This is a genomic window from Pirellulales bacterium (genome assembly GCA_033762255.1).
GTDB lineage: Bacteria > Planctomycetota > Planctomycetia > Pirellulales > JALHPA01 > JANRLT01.
The window spans coordinates 22,071-38,793 of sequence record JANRLT010000049.1 but is presented as its reverse complement, the minus strand read 5'-3'; the positions used below and the strand labels follow the sequence as shown (position 1 = coordinate 38,793).

9 protein-coding genes are annotated in these 16,723 nt (G+C 55.1%); 3 read left to right on the top strand and 6 right to left on the bottom strand.

Annotated features, from left to right (window positions below; genetic code table 11):
• Positions 1 to 189: 189 nt before the first annotated feature.
• The 3 genes from SFX18_14095 to SFX18_14085 all read right to left on the bottom strand — a co-directional run bounded on the left by SFX18_14095 (position 190) and on the right by SFX18_14085 (position 3,063).
• Positions 190 to 1,548, bottom strand: a complete 1,359-nt coding sequence (locus SFX18_14095) for a PQQ-binding-like beta-propeller repeat protein (protein ID MDX1964281.1) — start codon at positions 1,546 to 1,548, stop codon at positions 190 to 192.
• Positions 1,549 to 1,655: 107 nt separating this feature from the next.
• The gene (locus tag SFX18_14090) at positions 1,656 to 2,690 is read right to left on the bottom strand and encodes a hypothetical protein (GenBank protein MDX1964280.1); all 1,035 of its coding nucleotides are present in this window, start codon (positions 2,688 to 2,690) and stop codon (positions 1,656 to 1,658) included.
• A 61-nt stretch (positions 2,691 to 2,751) separates the two neighbouring features.
• Positions 2,752 to 3,063 (bottom strand): hypothetical protein, encoded by a 312-nt coding sequence (locus SFX18_14085; protein ID MDX1964279.1) that lies wholly within the window; start codon positions 3,061 to 3,063, stop codon positions 2,752 to 2,754.
• 466 nt (positions 3,064 to 3,529) lie between these two features.
• Here SFX18_14085 and SFX18_14080 point away from each other — a divergent pair, with 466 nt between their 5' ends.
• Positions 3,530 to 3,970, top strand: coding sequence for a hypothetical protein (locus SFX18_14080; GenBank protein MDX1964278.1), 441 nt, complete (start codon positions 3,530 to 3,532; stop codon positions 3,968 to 3,970).
• 321 nt (positions 3,971 to 4,291) lie between these two features.
• Positions 4,292 to 5,620, top strand: coding sequence for a hypothetical protein (locus SFX18_14075; GenBank protein ID MDX1964277.1), 1,329 nt, complete (start codon positions 4,292 to 4,294; stop codon positions 5,618 to 5,620).
• A gap of 328 nt (positions 5,621 to 5,948) precedes the next feature.
• Here SFX18_14075 and SFX18_14070 read toward each other — a convergent pair whose 3' ends face one another.
• On the bottom strand, positions 5,949 to 8,894 hold the full coding sequence (locus tag SFX18_14070) for a hypothetical protein (protein ID MDX1964276.1): 2,946 nt from the start codon (positions 8,892 to 8,894) through the stop codon (positions 5,949 to 5,951).
• A gap of 668 nt (positions 8,895 to 9,562) precedes the next feature.
• On the opposite strand from SFX18_14070, the gene gyrA reads away from it, so the two are divergent.
• Entirely contained in the window at positions 9,563 to 12,268 is a 2,706-nt protein-coding gene (gene gyrA, locus SFX18_14065) for a DNA gyrase subunit A (GenBank protein MDX1964275.1), read from the top strand.
• A 403-nt stretch (positions 12,269 to 12,671) separates the two neighbouring features.
• On the opposite strand, the gene SFX18_14060 is transcribed toward gyrA, so the two are convergent.
• Together SFX18_14060 and SFX18_14055 are read right to left on the bottom strand one after the other, a co-directional pair.
• Entirely contained in the window at positions 12,672 to 15,401 is a 2,730-nt protein-coding gene (locus SFX18_14060) for a hypothetical protein (protein ID MDX1964274.1), read from the bottom strand.
• A gap of 193 nt (positions 15,402 to 15,594) precedes the next feature.
• Positions 15,595 to 16,683 carry a thiamine phosphate synthase gene (locus tag SFX18_14055; GenBank protein ID MDX1964273.1) on the bottom strand — a complete coding sequence of 363 codons (1,089 nt, stop codon included), beginning with the start codon at positions 16,681 to 16,683 and terminating at the stop codon, positions 15,595 to 15,597.
• Between the last annotated feature and the right edge of the window lie 40 nt (positions 16,684 to 16,723).

Sequence of the window (16,723 nt, the reverse complement as noted above, 5' to 3'; positions counted from 1 at the left end):
AGAGGTGGCTCGCTTGACCAGCGGCCGACGGGTACGCTCGACCTGATCCGCTTTTGTGACAGGTCACCGTCGGGCGGCCACAACTTTTAGAACGTGTTAGCTAGAATGTTTCGACAGACCGCGTTTCCATGCGAATCGCGGTCTGTTGTTTTTTTTCGCGTGCTTTTACAAACAATACGGCGGGATCAATTATTTTGCCCGGACACAAAATAAGTGCTCTTGCCCCCGAAAGAGGATCGCGTCTGGCGTGACCGCGGGTGTCGACCAAAACATATCTGCCAGCTTTCCCCCGCCGACGCGTTCGTACTTTTCGGACTGGCTTAAAAGTTCGGCGTTCCCCGCTTCATCGACAATGAGCACCAGATTTCCCACCGCCACCGGCGAGGCCGCCACATTTTGCAGTTGTTGTAATCGCTGCTTATACAGTTCTTTGCCCGTGGCGGCGTTGAAACAACGCACTATGTTATCGTTCAGGATGTACAGCTTTCCCCCCACCGATAGTGGCGTCGGCATGTCGGGCGCCCCATTCTTTACCGACCAGGCTTGATCCTGGATATCCTTGCTCCCCTTGGCCGGGGATAAATCTCCCCGCAAACCCGCGGGAACGGCATACAACGGCGTTCGGGCAAACGGACTGACATACCCCCAATAAATGCGTTCGGCATCACACGTGGGGGAGGATGCCCCTGGCATTTCAAACCCCGCAATCCGCCAGAGTTCCTTTCCCGTGGCAGGGTCCAGGCCGGTCATTAACTTTTGACCGGAAATCACCAGTTCTCTCCCCGCGCTGGTTTGCCAGACCAAAGGTGTACTCCACGAGGTTCCTGTTTCTTTACGGTCAACCTGCCAGAGTGGAGTTCCATCCGCCGTATTTAAGCAAACGGTAAATGCTTTTTCCTCGTTAAAGCAATTAATGATCATTTTTCCATCGCAAATGGCGGGAGAACTGCCCGGGCCTAGGTTTTGCATGGTTTTATACGCACCCAGGTCCCGCTCCCACCGCAGTTTGCCCGCGGGATCAAAGGCGACCACCTTTCCCGACGGGGCAAAATAGGCGTAGACTCCATGTTGATCGGCAACGGGTGTTTCGGTGGCATAAGTATTGGAGGGGTGAATGGCGTGCTGCGGCTTGGCGGCGACGGCGGTTTTTTGCCACCGTTTTTCTCCCGTGGCCAAATCAAAACATAGGACCTGCCAATCGATCGTGATATCCGGGGCTTTTTTTAATCCACCTAAAAAAGAGGAAAAATCGCCACTGCCAGAGCTAAAACCCTTGGGCGGGGCGAGTTTTTGGCTGACGGCCGCGGTGACATAGACGTTATCTCCCACCACGACCGGTTGCGACCAGCCAGGACCGGGAAGTGGGACTTTCCAGGCCAGGTTGGACGTTTCGCTCCATTCGCGGGGAATGGTCGGGCTGGTCCCAGCCGGCAGGGCCAGGACGCCGTCGCTGTTCGGCCCGCGAAACTGGGGCCAGTCGGCGGCGGCTGGTGTCAAATCCAAGCATCCAAGCAGGCTTAAAATGCAGCAAGTTATTTTGAATTGCATAAGGAAAAACCAATCTGGAAGAGAGCAAGTTTATCAAAAAGATTGTTGTCAATTGTGGCAAGCGGACAAGGGTGCTGACAGTTAATTTTGACAGGATTTAATTTCGACTATCGGTTAGTGATGGTTTTGGAACGAATTAATTTAAAAATTGTCCAAGCCAGCATAAGCAACAAGGGAATGAGTGCCGCCCAAGCCAGCCAATTCCAGCTGGTAACTCGATAAATTGCCAAATAATTGGGGGCTAGAAAATCATTCAATTTTTGGGAGAGGGAAGTTTTGGAATCATCAGGCGCGCTTAACAAGCTGGGATAATTCAAAGTCTGATATTGTAGTCCTCGATTTCCGCTGGAAAAAAGAACTTCTACATTTGTGGGCAAGGACTCTGCTTCGACTTCGGCGAACACGCCTTGGCAGGCTTCGATAAAAACCAACTGAAATTTCATTTTGTAACGTGAGCCAGCATTGTGCAGGAGACGCAGATACTCTTGTTTTGAAATACCAATCTTTGGTTTGGGATGACTGACGGTTAATGTGCCTGCCAAGGACGCCAATAGCTGCTCGCGAGTGATATCCTCGTGATGGCGAGGTAATCTCACGGTCAAGGCGTACTCTGGACTACCGTGGGATTTGGTTATTAACACAAAGCGATAGCGGGCGGGATCAAACTTGCGGGCCGTTTCTGTTAATATGAGAGCCAGGGAATCCGCCATTACCAAGGGATTGCTCGCCAGAATATAGTCATGTGTAGTCGGGAACTTGCAAGGCACATTCACAAACTGTAGTGTCTGGGGGTCATACAACCGGTAGATACCTTGTTGTGCAAGTTGATTTGTGGCAATGACCACTGGTAACTTCCCGGCATGACGCTGGGTGGCATTTTCGATTTCTTGTTGTTCCTTGGCTACTGATTCCCGAAATTCTCGTAGGTCCTTTCGAAGGTTCGCCGCTAGCTCCCGTGCTTTTGATAGTTCAGATCCATCCAGCCATTCTAGATATTGATCATAGTTGCGCTGTTCCGCGGCAAGGGGGGCTGTTTCGTTAACATACCATATAAGCACTTCTGGCGGATTTTCAGTGGCACGCAAAATCGGAACTTGAATAAGTAAAAAGCCAAGAGTTCCTACAAACCACAAAAAAAACACGCCTCTCCGGGATCGGTGAGGCGTGTTGAAACTTTGAATGTTGCGGGGATGCTCTAGGCCCCTAGTAAGGGAAGTCCGCTGATAAATCACCCATTTTCGAATACAAGTCGCCAATTTTTGTATGCAGGTCACCCCATTTTGTATGCAAGTCACCATTTTTGGTTTGAAGGTCACCATACTTGGCCTGTAAGTCACCGAATTTGCTGCTCAATACATCCTTGGAAGGAGCGATTCCGCCCTGGGAGGCAACCTGAATCGTCGGCAGGGCGCCATCCCGCTGCACTACCTGCGTGGAACTTAAGTTTACAGTTCCTGCCAAGGCAATCAAGCAAACACTGGTCCAGGTAAGCGAGCGAAGGATTTGATTGGACATCGTAACATTCCTTTTTTTGAGGGGTTGAAATCATTTCCACTCCTCATTGCGATAAGCGACGGAGTAACCGGACAAAGATTTCGTGAAAAGTGAATATTTGCTGAAAATTTGCGAGAAGTTGGCAGATTTTTCGCAAATTTGTCATTAATTTTCGAGAACATTGATTCACAATCATGCCCGTTAGCCCGAAACCAGACGCAAAATTCCCAGGTAAGGTAAGAGTTTGGCGGTTTTCGTGATTTTTGAGGAAAAAATGCGGTCGTGGCAATTCTTTTGTTTATTCATCGTTTTTATTTCAAACCTTCAAGGTTTAATTCCGTTATTTGCAACGGAAATGCAGTCTGATAGCATTTCAGCAAAGGGGATTTTCAGTGAGCCATTTAAGGCACTAGATGGCAATACTTTTCGACTAAATGCTACTCCCGCATCCGCCACCGTGCTCATTTTTTACGGCCATGACTGTCCCATGTCCAACGGATATGCGGCAGAGATCAAGCGGATTTATGCGGAATTTGGAAAAGTGAAACAACAGGATATCCAAGTTGCAGGGCCAAATGACAGAGCCAAGTTCGCGTTTTGTCTGGTCTATGCCGATCGGGACCTCACGCCAGAGGCCGCGGCAACGCATGCACGGGAGTATGGATTTGAATGCACGGCGATATTGGACCCCGAGTGCCTGTTGGCCCGTTGGACCGGTGCGACCAAAAAGCCGGAAGTCGCGGTGATGAGCGCGGCGGGGGAGTTGCTGTACCGGGGGCGAATTGATGATCGTTATGCCGACTTTGGTAAACGCCGTGAACAGCTAACCGCCACCGAACTGCGCGACGCGCTTCGGGCCATCCAGCAAGGAAAAGAAATTGCCGTCCCCCGCAGCACGGCGATTGGGTGTGATATTGATATGCCCTAATGTACTCATCTCACTCCGTGAGATGTAGTGAGAGGGTTAAATTTCAATCGGATTTTGAATTGAACTTAGGCCGTACTAACTCAAGATAGCCGCTAGTTCCTCTCACGGAGTGAGAGGACAACAATGTACTGATCTCACTCCGTGAGATGCTGGATTTACCCTAGCGTGGGACAAACGGCGGGTTCATGATGACGATATTGAAGTTACCGTCCGCGCTGTCCCACGATTATTCATGTTGGGACTGCGCCGTAGCGCCGTTTGAAAACTAGCAAGAATGATAAGCGGCTGGTCCCATCCTACGCCTTCAACCCTGCCCCAAGTATGCGAATTCCTTTTCTTCCCTGGTCGCTTCTTTGCGCTGCTACATTACTTGCGCAGAACATCACTGCCACCGTCAACGCCGACGAAGCTCCCCCCACCTTTAACAAAGACATCGCCCCTTTGCTGTTCCAACATTGTGCGGCGTGCCACCGGCCGGACAATGTCGGCCCGTTTTCGCTCTTGACCTATGCCGACGCCAAAAAACGGGCCAATCAACTGGCCGAAATCACAAAGCGGCAAATCATGCCCCCCTGGATGCCGCACGCCGACTGGGGAAACTTTAAAAATGACCGCTCCCTCACAGAAGCCCAGATTGCTAAATTTGTCGCTTGGGCGTCCGTCGGCGCGCCCGAAGGGGAAGCCACGGATCTCCCTCCCCAGCCCAAGTATCCCACGGGTTGGCAAAACGGCGAACCGGATTTGATTCTTGCGCTGCCGCAACCCTTTACCGTTCCGGCGGAGGGGCGTGACGTCTACCACCATTTTGTTTTTCCCTTGAAGTTAAAAAAACAGACCTACCTCAAGGGGATTGAAGTACTTCCCGGCAACCGTCGCGTGACGCATCACGCCGTGGGAATTCTGGATACGAGCGGCACCGCCCGCCGCCGGGCAAAAAAGCATGATGGCCAGGGCTATCCCGGCAACGACCCCGGGTTTTTGCCCGCGGGATTTACACCCGGTTATGCACCGGGGCAGGGCGCTAACTTTTTTGCCCCCGACGAAGCGCTCACTCTCAAGCCAGGGACTGATTTGGTGCTGCAAATGCATTATAGTCCCAGCGGCAAGGAAGAAACCGATCAAACAAAGGTGGGCCTGTACTTTACGGATAAGGCCCCTCCGCGCAACTTGGGCGTGCTCCTTTTAGGCTCGTCGGAGATTGACATTCCTCCCGGCGAAGCGGCTTATAAGCGGACTGACAAGTTTATCCTGCCCGCTGATTATGAAATTCGCAGTATCTGGGCGCATCTGCATTTGATTGGCAAAGAGGTAAAAGTATGGGCCGAGTTACCCAATAAAACCACGCGGAATCTGCTGTTTATTCCCGACTGGGACTTTAACTGGCAAGACACCTACCATTACCAGCGGCGGTTTATCTTACCGCGGGGGACGGTGATCCGGGCGGAATTTGTGTGGGATAACTCGGCGGATAATCCCCGTAATCCCCACAATCCGCCAGTGCGAGTGCTGCATGGCGAACAAAGTGCCGATGAAATGGCGGGGATCATTTTAGGGGGCCGACCGGTGCGCGAATGGGACGAAATTGGCACGTGGATCGCCGTCCTAGCCCACTTTTTAGAAGTGGAAAGCAAAAGCACCAAGCGCAAGTAGGCGGGCCTGCTTCAATTTTCACTCATCCAGGCCTATCCCGCGAAAATCAAAGTTCTTAGCCGAGTGGTACCGGCGGGTATTATTCGCCGTTCTCCGCGTAGTTGCGACGTCCTGATCGGCGGTACGGCCTGACCGGCGAGTAAAACTTGCCGCTACGTACTGATCGGCGACGAAACGTCGCCGTTACGTCCTGATCGGCGACGGAACGTCGCCGCTACGAAAGGCGTTTCGCCTAAGCAATCTCCAAACTCCACTCCTCCACACACCTCAACTTCTCCCCGCGGAATAGAGGTAAAACAATAAGATATTGAGAATCTTGACGGGACGTCTAGCGCTGGGGGTGCGTGGCGCGATCAGCTTGAGTTGCCGTGGAGAGACTCGCCCCGGTGACCAACGACAAACCGAGCCAGCCATTGTCGCTGATGGTTTCTTGCCAGGCCAAGCCTTGCCAGCGGGGATCATCCACCAGTGCCAGTGGAAAGAGGTCCCATTGCCGTTCACGGGCAAAGATTTTGGCAAAGATGCCGCGTAAAACGACATCCAACTTGCCGGTATGCGCTTCCCCACCCAAGTCGATCGTGCCGTCGCGGACCAACTGCAATTGCAAACCCCGCGGGACCAGGCGGTACGCCACGGTCACTTCAAAGTCGCGCCACACGCGCTGCGCTTGTTTTAACTCGGCGATCGCCAAGGTCAGTTCGATTCGCCCCTCTTGGCAGCGAATCGACAGCGGATCCTCGTCAATAAAGGTCACCCGCACATCGTCGGGCAGGTCCGCGGGCAGGGTAGCGCGCATCGCCCCCGTTTTTTCACGCAAATGAGTCAGCAGCTCCGCGACGGTAAAAGACCGCCCCGCCACCTCCATTTGGTCTAAAATGTTATTAAGCAGCGTCTCATGCAATTGCGCGCTGGCCAAACTGTCCGACATGAGCAGCGGCCGGGCCGTATGCGCGGCCAACTGCAGGTCACCCGCCAGCCGTAGCCGGGCCACAGCCCGCGTGGGCGTGGTATGCAAATCAACCACTTGCGGCGTTAGGCTCCAACGCTCCAGCCGTGGTAAAAACTGCTCCGTCAAGCGTTTCTCCAACGCGGCCATCCGGCTATCAACTTCGCTATCAACCTTGCGGCTAGCTTTGACGGCCACTTTTTGGCTGACTTCACGCTGCGCCAGGGGGCGGGATTCTTCGTGGGCCCGCAGGGCATAATTGCGCACAATCGAGCTCATAATGGGAACGTTGTCATAATCAGTCCGCAGCCGCGCCAGCCGGGTCCGGTTATCCGCGCTGACCGTGGCGGGCTGGGTATGAATGCCCGCGGGGCTGATCAGCACATTTTTTTGCGCGTAGTAATTGGAATACCCTCGATTGAGAAACGTGACCGGACCCGAGCGCGACGTGGTTTGTGAATCAACCTGGCCCGTAATATCAAACGAAAAATTCCACGCCGAATTATGCGGCAGCAGCCGCACCCGCACATCGCTGAACATGGTGCTTTGACCATTGGCGGCCACGCCGGCCACGCGCTCGCGGACCTGTTCCGTCTCGGCCGGTTGGGCGGGGATCAGACGATTTAAAATCTGCTCGCTTAGCGAGACCCGGAAATTCGCATTGCGATAATGCAAGTCGAGCAACCGCGCGAGTGACTGGTCGCGCGGATCGGTCGAGTACGATAATTGCCGTGTGATGTAGCCCAAGCGCCGCCCCTCGGCGGGGAAATGCGTCGCCTCGTATTGTTCGATTTGGGCCGCAATATCTGCCAACGACAGGGGTTCCACTAGCCACCGATCTAGCGTGTCCGCCAGCTTGCCCACCACCGTGGTTTGAATGAACGTCCGTTGCGCCTGGTCCAGTTGCGCACTTTGCAGGCGATTGACAATTTGCCGCGCTAGCTGCCGCCGCCGCGCGGTCAAATCAATGGCCATGGTCGCTTGGTCGGGGCCTATCCCGCCAAACCCATGGCTGGCGGGCTGCAAACCGGCAATCGCCGAATTTTGCCGCGAATGATTTCCCTGGGCCAGTTCCGCCAGTTCCGGAATCCGCAGATAAACGCGCCAGGTCTCCCCTTGCGGCGCGGTTGCCAGTAACGCCTGGACTTCTTGTAGTAATTGCAGTATCTCTGTATCGGGACTAATGTCGGTTCCCAGGGCTCCCGCCTGCATGCCACGCTGCGTGGCGCTGGCGGACATTTCATCCCACAATTCCAATCGGCGGACCAAATCATACTGCGTCTGATGCAGCAGTTTGGCCAGGGCGGGGGCATCCTTAAGATTTGGCAGTCGGCCCACTTCTTGGGATAAGTACCGCAATTCCGCCAAAATTTCCCGCGAACGATGATCAACCAGGGACAGTGTTTCTAGGTTCTCCAGGCAAGCCAACACCCGGTTCGCCCATAACCGTGATGTTTCCTCTCCGCGCAATACTTCACATCGCTGGACTAACGCCCAGGCTTTTGGCCAATGGGTATTTGGCTGCGGAATAGCAGAGAGGGGGAGCGGTGCATCGGCCAAAGGGCCGGGTTGATCGGGCGTCAGGGGAGTTGTGGAAGGCTGATGCCGCGGAGCGAGATTTTGCGGCGAATTTGCGGCGAGTATTTCTGGTTGTTCGGGAATCGCAAGCGGTCTCGGGGTCAGGGGGGCGTTATTATCCGTGCGTGACAGGGAGGGATGAAGAGGGTTGTTTTCCAATGGAACGATCTTGTTGCCATCTCTATTAGACGTTTGTGGCAGTTTGCGGGACCAGTGCAGCACATTGCGAAAATCGACGGGGCGTAAATTGATCCGCACCCGATCGACCAAACGATCGACTTGCGCGAGCCAGACCGAGTCAGTGGGAATCTGGGGTATATGGCGATTTTGCGATGGTTTGGCGGATTGGATAACCGGTTGGTACTGTTCGGTTATTTTTTTCGCCAGCGGCAACTCCACGGGTTGCAATGTTGCTGATTTTTTTGACGGGGAAAGTTCCGCTGCCAGAAGAGGTGAAGTGACTGTATCGGGGGAGGAAGAGGTTTGCGATAGATACTCTTCGCTGGAAAGCAGTTTACCCAAGACGGGAGGGTTGGTGTTGGACCCCACCGCACCGGATTGCGCCTGTGGCTTATCAAGGGGGGACATAAGCGACCGCGCAAGGGGGTCGGGTCGCTGGGCGGCGATCGTTCGCGCAGAGTGCTCGGCGGTTTTCCGCCAGCTACGCGGCATGCTCATGCAAAGGGCAAACAGCAGGCTAAGAATAACCAAATATGGCCACAAACCCTGCGGTTGGTTCGATTTCACCATGCCAAATTCCCTTTAGCGCATGCCGCCTGCCGGCGGACCAGCATTTACCAGAGTCCAGACACCCCAGCGATAACGTCAAGTTGTGAGGTGGACTTTATTTGTGAGCGAATCCCTCGCTTCTGGTATTCATCGGCGAAAGTTTGGGTCGAATCGAATTCCTTTCTTTGGTGAAATGGCTCGTCTGCGGGATTGCTGGTAAATCTGGGGGAAATGGGGAGCTAATACCGAAAGGGCATTATTCATGGATAAGATGATGATCTAGCGGGCCGTCCAGAATTTTGGCAATTAGCCGCGCAGGCTTATGCGACACTTGCAAGTTTCTTTCAAAAAGGCAGTCGCTAAGCCGTGCGCGAGTCACTTTCCTAGAGGCAGTCAAAGCGTTTCTCTAAGTTGTTTATTTCTAAGCACTTATTGCCATAATTTACCCCGTTTGGCCAATTGAGAAAGCCGACGCCACCGGGTATATTTAAGGTTCGATCACCGGTGGTTAGGAAAAGTCACTTTTTCATGATTGCCAGTGTTTCTTGCAAAATCTTAACACAGGAAGTTTACCCTTGGCCAGCGACCCAAACGACGGCGGTAACGGCGGATCCGACAGCGACCTACCCGGTGGCGACCTTTCTCGTGGCGATCTCCCGAACGATTTTGTACCGGGGGGGGATCTGCCGGTGGGGACGGATATCCACCTGGGCCGGCTAGTAGACTTGCCGATTGTGGATGAGTTAAAAGACGCGTACCTCAATTACGCGATGAGCGTCATCGTGAGTCGGGCCTTACCCGATGTGCGGGACGGGCTAAAACCATCGCAACGGCGGATTTTGGTCGCGATGAACGACCTTAATCTGGGTCCCAACAGTAGCCGCGTCAAATGCGCAAAAATCAGCGGCGATACCAGCGGAAATTATCACCCCCATGGCGAGGCGGTCATTTATCCCACGCTGGTCCGCATGGCCCAAGAATGGAACATGCGGTACGTACTGATAGATAAACAAGGGAACTTTGGCAGTATTGCGGGGTTGCCGGCGGCGGCGATGCGGTATACCGAGGCCCGCCTTTCACAGACAGCGTCGCTCATCCTGGAAGATTTAAAGCTGGACACGGTCGATTACGTCCCCAACTATGACGAGCGCAGTACGGAGCCGACCGTACTACCCAGCAAGTTCCCTAATTTACTGGTGAATGGGGCGCAGGGCATCGCGGTGGGGATGGCGACCAGCCTGCCGCCGCATAACTTGGGCGAAGTCTGCGACGCGTTGGTGCGCGTGATAGACGAACCGGAAGTATCGATTGACGAATTATTAGAGATTGTGCCTGGTCCGGACTTTCCCACCGGGGGCCAAATCATGGGCCGGGGAGGGATTCGCCGGGCGTACCATACCGGCCGGGGGACGATCACGCTTCGCGCCCGAGCGAAGATAGAAGAAATGGGGAAGGGGCGGTTTCAGATTGTCGTCAATGAGATTCCCTATCAGCAGGCGCGGGACCGGGTGGAAGAACGGATTGGCGAGCTGATCAACGACGGCAAAATCTCCGGCATCCGCTCGGCCCGGAATGAAAGCGACCTTAAAGAGCCGGTCCGGCTGGTCTATGAACTGGACAAGCAAGCCGACCCGGATGTGGTGCTTAACCAGCTTTATCAGTTTTCGCCGCTGCAAGAGTCCGTCTCGATCATTTTCCTAGCGCTGGTAGATGGCAAACCCCGCACGCTCAGCTTTAAACAGTTGCTGGAAGAGTTTTTGCGGCACCGCGTGACGGTGATCCGCCGCCGGACGCAGTTTTTGCTAAAGAAGGCCCGCGCCCGCAAGCACACGATCGAAGGGTTGCTGCTGGCACTGGCCAATATCGACGAAGTCATCCGCACCATCCGCTCTTCGTCCACGCAGGCCGAGGCCAAAGCCCGGCTGATGGGGATCGAATGCCCCGCCGCCATGCTGGAGCGGGCGCTGGGGCCGGGGGGGTTTGCCGTGTTCCAGTCGGAACGGGGCGCGGCCGACGTCTACACCCTGACGGCCGTCCAGGCCGAAGCGATCCTGCGGATGACGCTGGGCCAGTTGGTCAATCTGGAACAAGAAAAGCTCGGGGCCGAACATCGGGAACTGCTGGAGGAAATCACCGAGCATTTGCGGATCTTGTCCGATGAAACCAATATTTTGGCGATCATTCGGGATGACTGCCTCGAGCTAAAACGCAAATTCGCCGACGAACGCCGGACCGAAATTAACGGCGAAGAGCTAGGCTCGTTTGATATGGAGGACCTGATCACCGAGGAAAACATGGTGGTCACGCTTTCCTCGCAGGGGTACATCAAACGGACACCCGCCAACACCTACCGCGCCCAGCGCCGCGGCGGCAAGGGGATCACCGGGGCCAAGAGCGAGGACGACGATCCAATCGCGCTGTTATTCGCGGCCAGCACCCACGATTATCTGTTGTTTTTTACCAACTTTGGCAAAGTTTATTGGCAAAAGGTGTACGGTATTCCCCAACTTGACCGCGACCGCAAGGGGCGGGCGATTAACAATTTGCTCAACTTGGCCGAAGGAGAAAAAATCGCCAGTTGCCTGCCGGTGCGCAACTTTAATGAGGAAGGCTGCTACCTCCTGATGGCCACGCGCAAGGGATTGGTCAAAAAGACCGAGCTTTCCGCCTATGGCCGCCCGCTCAAAGGGGGGCTGATCGCCATCAAGCTCAAGGATGGCGACGAACTGGTCGATGTGGTCATCGCCCGCACCGGCGATGAAGTCGTTCTATCCACCGCCCGGGGTATGGCCATTCGCTTTCCCCAGACCGACGCGCGGGCAATGGGACGCAACACTAGCGGGGTCAAGGGGATCAACCTGGGCAAGGGGGACATGCTGGTCGGCATGGTGATTGCCAATCCCGAGGCGACGCTATTGACCATCTGTGCCAAGGGTTACGGCAAGCGGACGCTCTTTGGCCCCAATGACGAACGGATCGCCGCCCAAGCCAGTGAAGAAGCCTCCAGCGCTGAAGAGATCTCCGGGGGGGGGCCAGCCGACGAGCCAGTTGACGCAGCCCCCGAACGTGATGCCGCAACCCCGGGAGACGCCGAACCCGAAGGGGAAGAAGACGCCTCCAGTGGGCAGCGCTACCGCACCCAACGTCGTGGCGGCAAGGGGGTTCGCGATATCAAAACCACCGACCGCAACGGTCCGGTGGTCGATGTGGTCAGCGTGAATGACGGGGACGAGATTTTAGTCATGACTAAGGGGGGCAAGCTGCAGCGGCTGGCCGTGCGCGAGATCAGCGTCATTGGCCGCAACACCCAGGGGGTGCGGATCATGAACATGGATGATGACGACACCGTCGCGGCGGTGGTCTGCGTGCCGGTGGAACCAGGGGTAAGCGTGTAAAGCGCGTGGTGCGGGCGTGGAAAAAGAACGCAGATTTGTTTTATGCGTACTGCAATAATCAGAAAAGCGTAAGTTTAATTCACGCCTTCACGTAATTTATTTGCGGGTCATTTGCGATTTATTCTTTCGGGCCGAAGGCCCAACCTATCCCAGCCTAGGGCAAGCGCAGCGTCGCCCTAGGTCAATGGGAAGCAAAAATGGAAGGGCCAACGGCCCGATTCATCTACTTTGCCAACAGTAGTTTCATCAGCCAATTCCTTGGGTTACGGGCTGAAGCCCGTACCACTTTCTATTGCATTTCATATGCAAGGGACGCTGTCGTTAACATCCGCAAACACCGCCATCATCCGCAAAATCCGCGCACGAATGGTACTAAAAACGGATTATTTCAAAGAACGCGGGTTTAAATCAGTTTCGCCCTACGGCCCAGCATTCCCATCCCCACGAGCGCGACCAAGGCTAGCAGACTTGGTTCTGGTATCACACTGATCGCGCCGGTGGAATAGAGGGTGGTGGTGTTCCAGGATAAGCCTTCCGCCAGCGGTGGTAGATCGATTCGCTGGAATTGCCCATTCAGGCTTCCCCAATCGAGCAGGTCATAGATTTCCCCCCCGCGCGGCGTGTAGCCATCCAGCAGCCGTAGTTCGAGCGCGCCCCCCAAGCCCAAATCTCCCAGGGCTGCCAGTTGATCGTAGTTTATTCCCGGCTGCGTCCCCGCCAGTTCCATGACTAGTAGCGACGCCGGTCCAAAGCCCACGCTGCCGTCAAATTCGGCCCGGCCGGGGCTATTGCCGGGGAGGACATCCCCTTCAAAGAAGATATCCCCGCCGCCGGTGCTGCCGCCAGAGCCGGAGAATGAGCCTAAAAAGACCGCGACACTGGTTGTGTTCCCCGCTTTGCTGACTTGCAGCGTGCCGTTTTGGATGACATCGTCGTTAAATGTGGTGTGCGCGCCGCCCGTCACGCTGATGACGCCCGTATTGGTAATATCGCCAAATACTTCATTAAAGCCACTGCTGAATGTCAATCCGCCGGGATTAGTCAAACCCGAATTAAAGCGCAGGATGCCGCTGCGCGAGGAAATTACGCCGACTCCAGCGGTATTCGTGACTGTTCCCGAAATCTCCACTTCCGCCAGGGCGTTGACCGTGCCGATCGCCTCGATCCGGCCCGAGTTGGTCAGTGCCGGTGTGTTGACCAGCAGTTGTTCGCCGGCACCCGCGCGGAGCGAGCCGAGATTTGCCGAATTGAATGTACTGTTGATCTGGCCGTCACCCCGAATGACGCCGCCTGCCTTGAGAGTTAGACCGTGAATTGTGGTGATGCTGGAACCGGCTTGCAGCGTGATGATGGACGTAACGCCCGCCCCGCCGCCACCAATGGTCAATTCGTTCACTAGTTGGTTGGTTGTGCCCGACAGGATCGCGTCGGCGGCGGTGCCAACGGTGATCTGCATGACATCGTCGGGTGCATATCCGTGTTGCCAGTTCGATCCAGTGTTCCAACTGCCGCTCCCCCCGTTCCAGGTTTGTTTGACGATCCGGGTGTAAAGCTCGAAAACTCCGTCGGTGTCTTGGTCAGCATTGTACAACACCAAACTGCCATCCGCGCTAAATTGCAGGCCGCCGGATGAAACATCTCCCCCGGCAACGAGCGGGCCATTCAGCTTGACGGGTGTCCCGCCGACACTCGGGACCAAATAGAGTTCGTTAACTCCAATGAACTCTTGTTCGGCATAATACAGCACGCGGCTGCCGTCCGGGCTGAATTGCAGGCCGTTAGCAAAAACAGCACCATTTGCAACAAGCGGCCCGTTCAGTCTCACAGCGACACCACCGGCGCTCGGAACGCTGAAAATCTCATACGCCTCATCGATCATCTGATCGGCGCGGTATAACACGCGGCTACCGTCTGGGCTGAATTGTTGGCTAAAAACATTCCCCCCTGCCACGAGCGGGCCATTCAGCTTGACCGCAACGCCACCGATGCTGGGGACGCTGAAGAGTTCAGTGACGCCAACAGTGGTTTGATCCGCCCGATACAGCACGCGGCTGCCATCCGGGCTGAATTGAAAACCGCCGAATGAAACATCCCCTCCAGAGACGAGCGGGCCATTCAGCTTGACAGGTATCCCGCCGGCGCGCGGGACACTAAAAATTTCATTGACCTCATCGGTCGTTTGATCGGCCAGGTATAACACCCGACTGCCGTCGGGGCTGAATTGAAAACCGCCGAATGAAACATTTCCCCCCGCGACAAGAGGACCGTTCAGCTTCACCCCCGCACCGCCAACACTAGAAACAATATATAGCTCATTGACTCCATTGGTTGTTTGATCAGCGAGGTACAACACCCGGCTGCCGTCCGGGCTGTATTGTAGACCGTTAAAATAAACATCACCATTTGCTACAAGCGGGCCGTTCAGTCTCACAACGACACCGCCGGCGCTGGGGACGCTGAATATTTCATCAACCTCATCGATCGACTGATCGGCCAGGTACAGCACGCGATTACCATCCGGGCTAAATTGCAGGCCGTTAACATTAACATCCCCATTAGCAACAAGCGGGCCGTTTAGTTTCACAGCGACACCGCCGAGGCTGGGGACGCTAAAAATTTCATCAACCTCATCTGTCGATTGATCGGCTAGGTACAACACCCGGCTGCCGTCCGAGCTGAATTGCAGGCCAAATCCAGAAACATCGCCATTGAGCACCAGCGGGCCATTCAGCTTGACCGCCTCACCGCCGGCGCTGGGGACGCTGAAAATTTCATCAACCCCACCGGTCTCTTGATCGGCCAAGTACAACACCCGGCTCCCGTCTGGGCTGAATTGAAAGCCGAGAAAATTAACATCCCCATTCGCAACAAGCGGGCCGTTGAGCTTGATCGCCGTGCCGCCGGTGCTCGGCACAATGAAAATTTCATCGACATCATCAGTCGTTTGATCGGCCAAGTACAACACGCGGCTGCCATCGGGGCTGAATTGCAAACCATTTGAGGAAACAGTCCCTCCGGCGACCAATGGACCGTTCAGTTTGATCGGCGGCGCGGCGTGCAGGTCGCGCGACCAGCCGCAAAAACCAACCCCGACCAGAACCCCGCAAAAAATGCGGTAAACGAGCTTACTCATACTTATTCCCCAAAGATGTGGAATGTCTGCTGTACTTTAGAAGAGAATACTCAATCATTCTAATACCGTTTCCTCCATATTTATATTAAAATCCAGTGAATCTAATAATTGCCTGTGCTGGACTACACATTGCCAATAGATTACCCCGCCACTTACAAATAAAATCTACCAAGAAATCTGCCCATTCGCGATTTTATCCGCTGATGGTGCCCCGCGTGAGCAATCCGCGCAGTTGCTGGGCGTTCTCCCCGACCGTGGCCGGATCATTCAGGCACTCTCCCACGGCCACGCGCTTAATCCCCGTGGCCAAAAGTTCCGCCAGATTGTCGGCGTTAATCCCGCCGATCGCAAACGCGGGAAGTGCCAGTTCCGCGGCCACCTCGCGGCAAAAATCCAATCCCGCGAATGACTCAAACGGCTTGGTCCGCGAAGGAAACGTTGGCCCCACGCCAATGTAGTCCGCCCCGTCCAACACCGCCTGGCGGGCTTGCGCGATCGTGTGCGTGGACACGCCCACAAGCATTTGCGGACCAACGATGCGCCGCACCGCACTGACAGTCAGTTCCTCTTGGCCGACATGCACGCCATCCGCCCTGGCCAGGACCGCCAGGTCCGGCCGGTCATTAAAAATCATGAGCGGCACTCGCTTACTTGTAGATAAAGCGGAATCAGCCGCGGGAAGTCGTTGATCGATTAACTTGCGCAGCACTTCTCCCCGCTCTAGTAATTCGCGATCCGCGAGCCGCTTGTCCCGCAATTGAATCGCATCCACGTTGGCATCAAGCAGGGCTGTGACGAGCTCTGTAAATTTTGCGATCGACTCCCCTCCGGGTATCAATACATATAAATGGCATTGATCCAGGCTGGCGACGGCATGGCCTACGTTGGAAATCGCTTTTTCCAGCGTATAGCTGCGATAGCGCAATTGTTCCAAGCTGGCGGCAATTGCCGGTGAAATGGTTTTGCCATATTCCTCTAGACTGCGCAGCGCTTCTTGAATCCGTTTGCAGTTGGCCGCCACCACCGTGTGTTGGTCAAGCCTCACCGCTTCACTCATGGTGGTGAGGCTGGTCCCGACGTCAGTCAACGTTTCGCGACTGGCCAATAGTCGTCGCGGGTCGATCGCGCTCAGTAATTCCGCCAACTCATGCCGTAAATTTTTGCATTCCGCCGTCAAGAAAGCGTCTTGCAGGCCAAAGCGAGCGTAGTCCTCAATCACGCGTAGCCCCTCGCGAACCCGATTGGCGGCGGCATCCAGAATGCGAAATGTTACAGTTTCCATCGATTCAACTCGTAGCAGAATTCGCAAGAATTCTAATGAT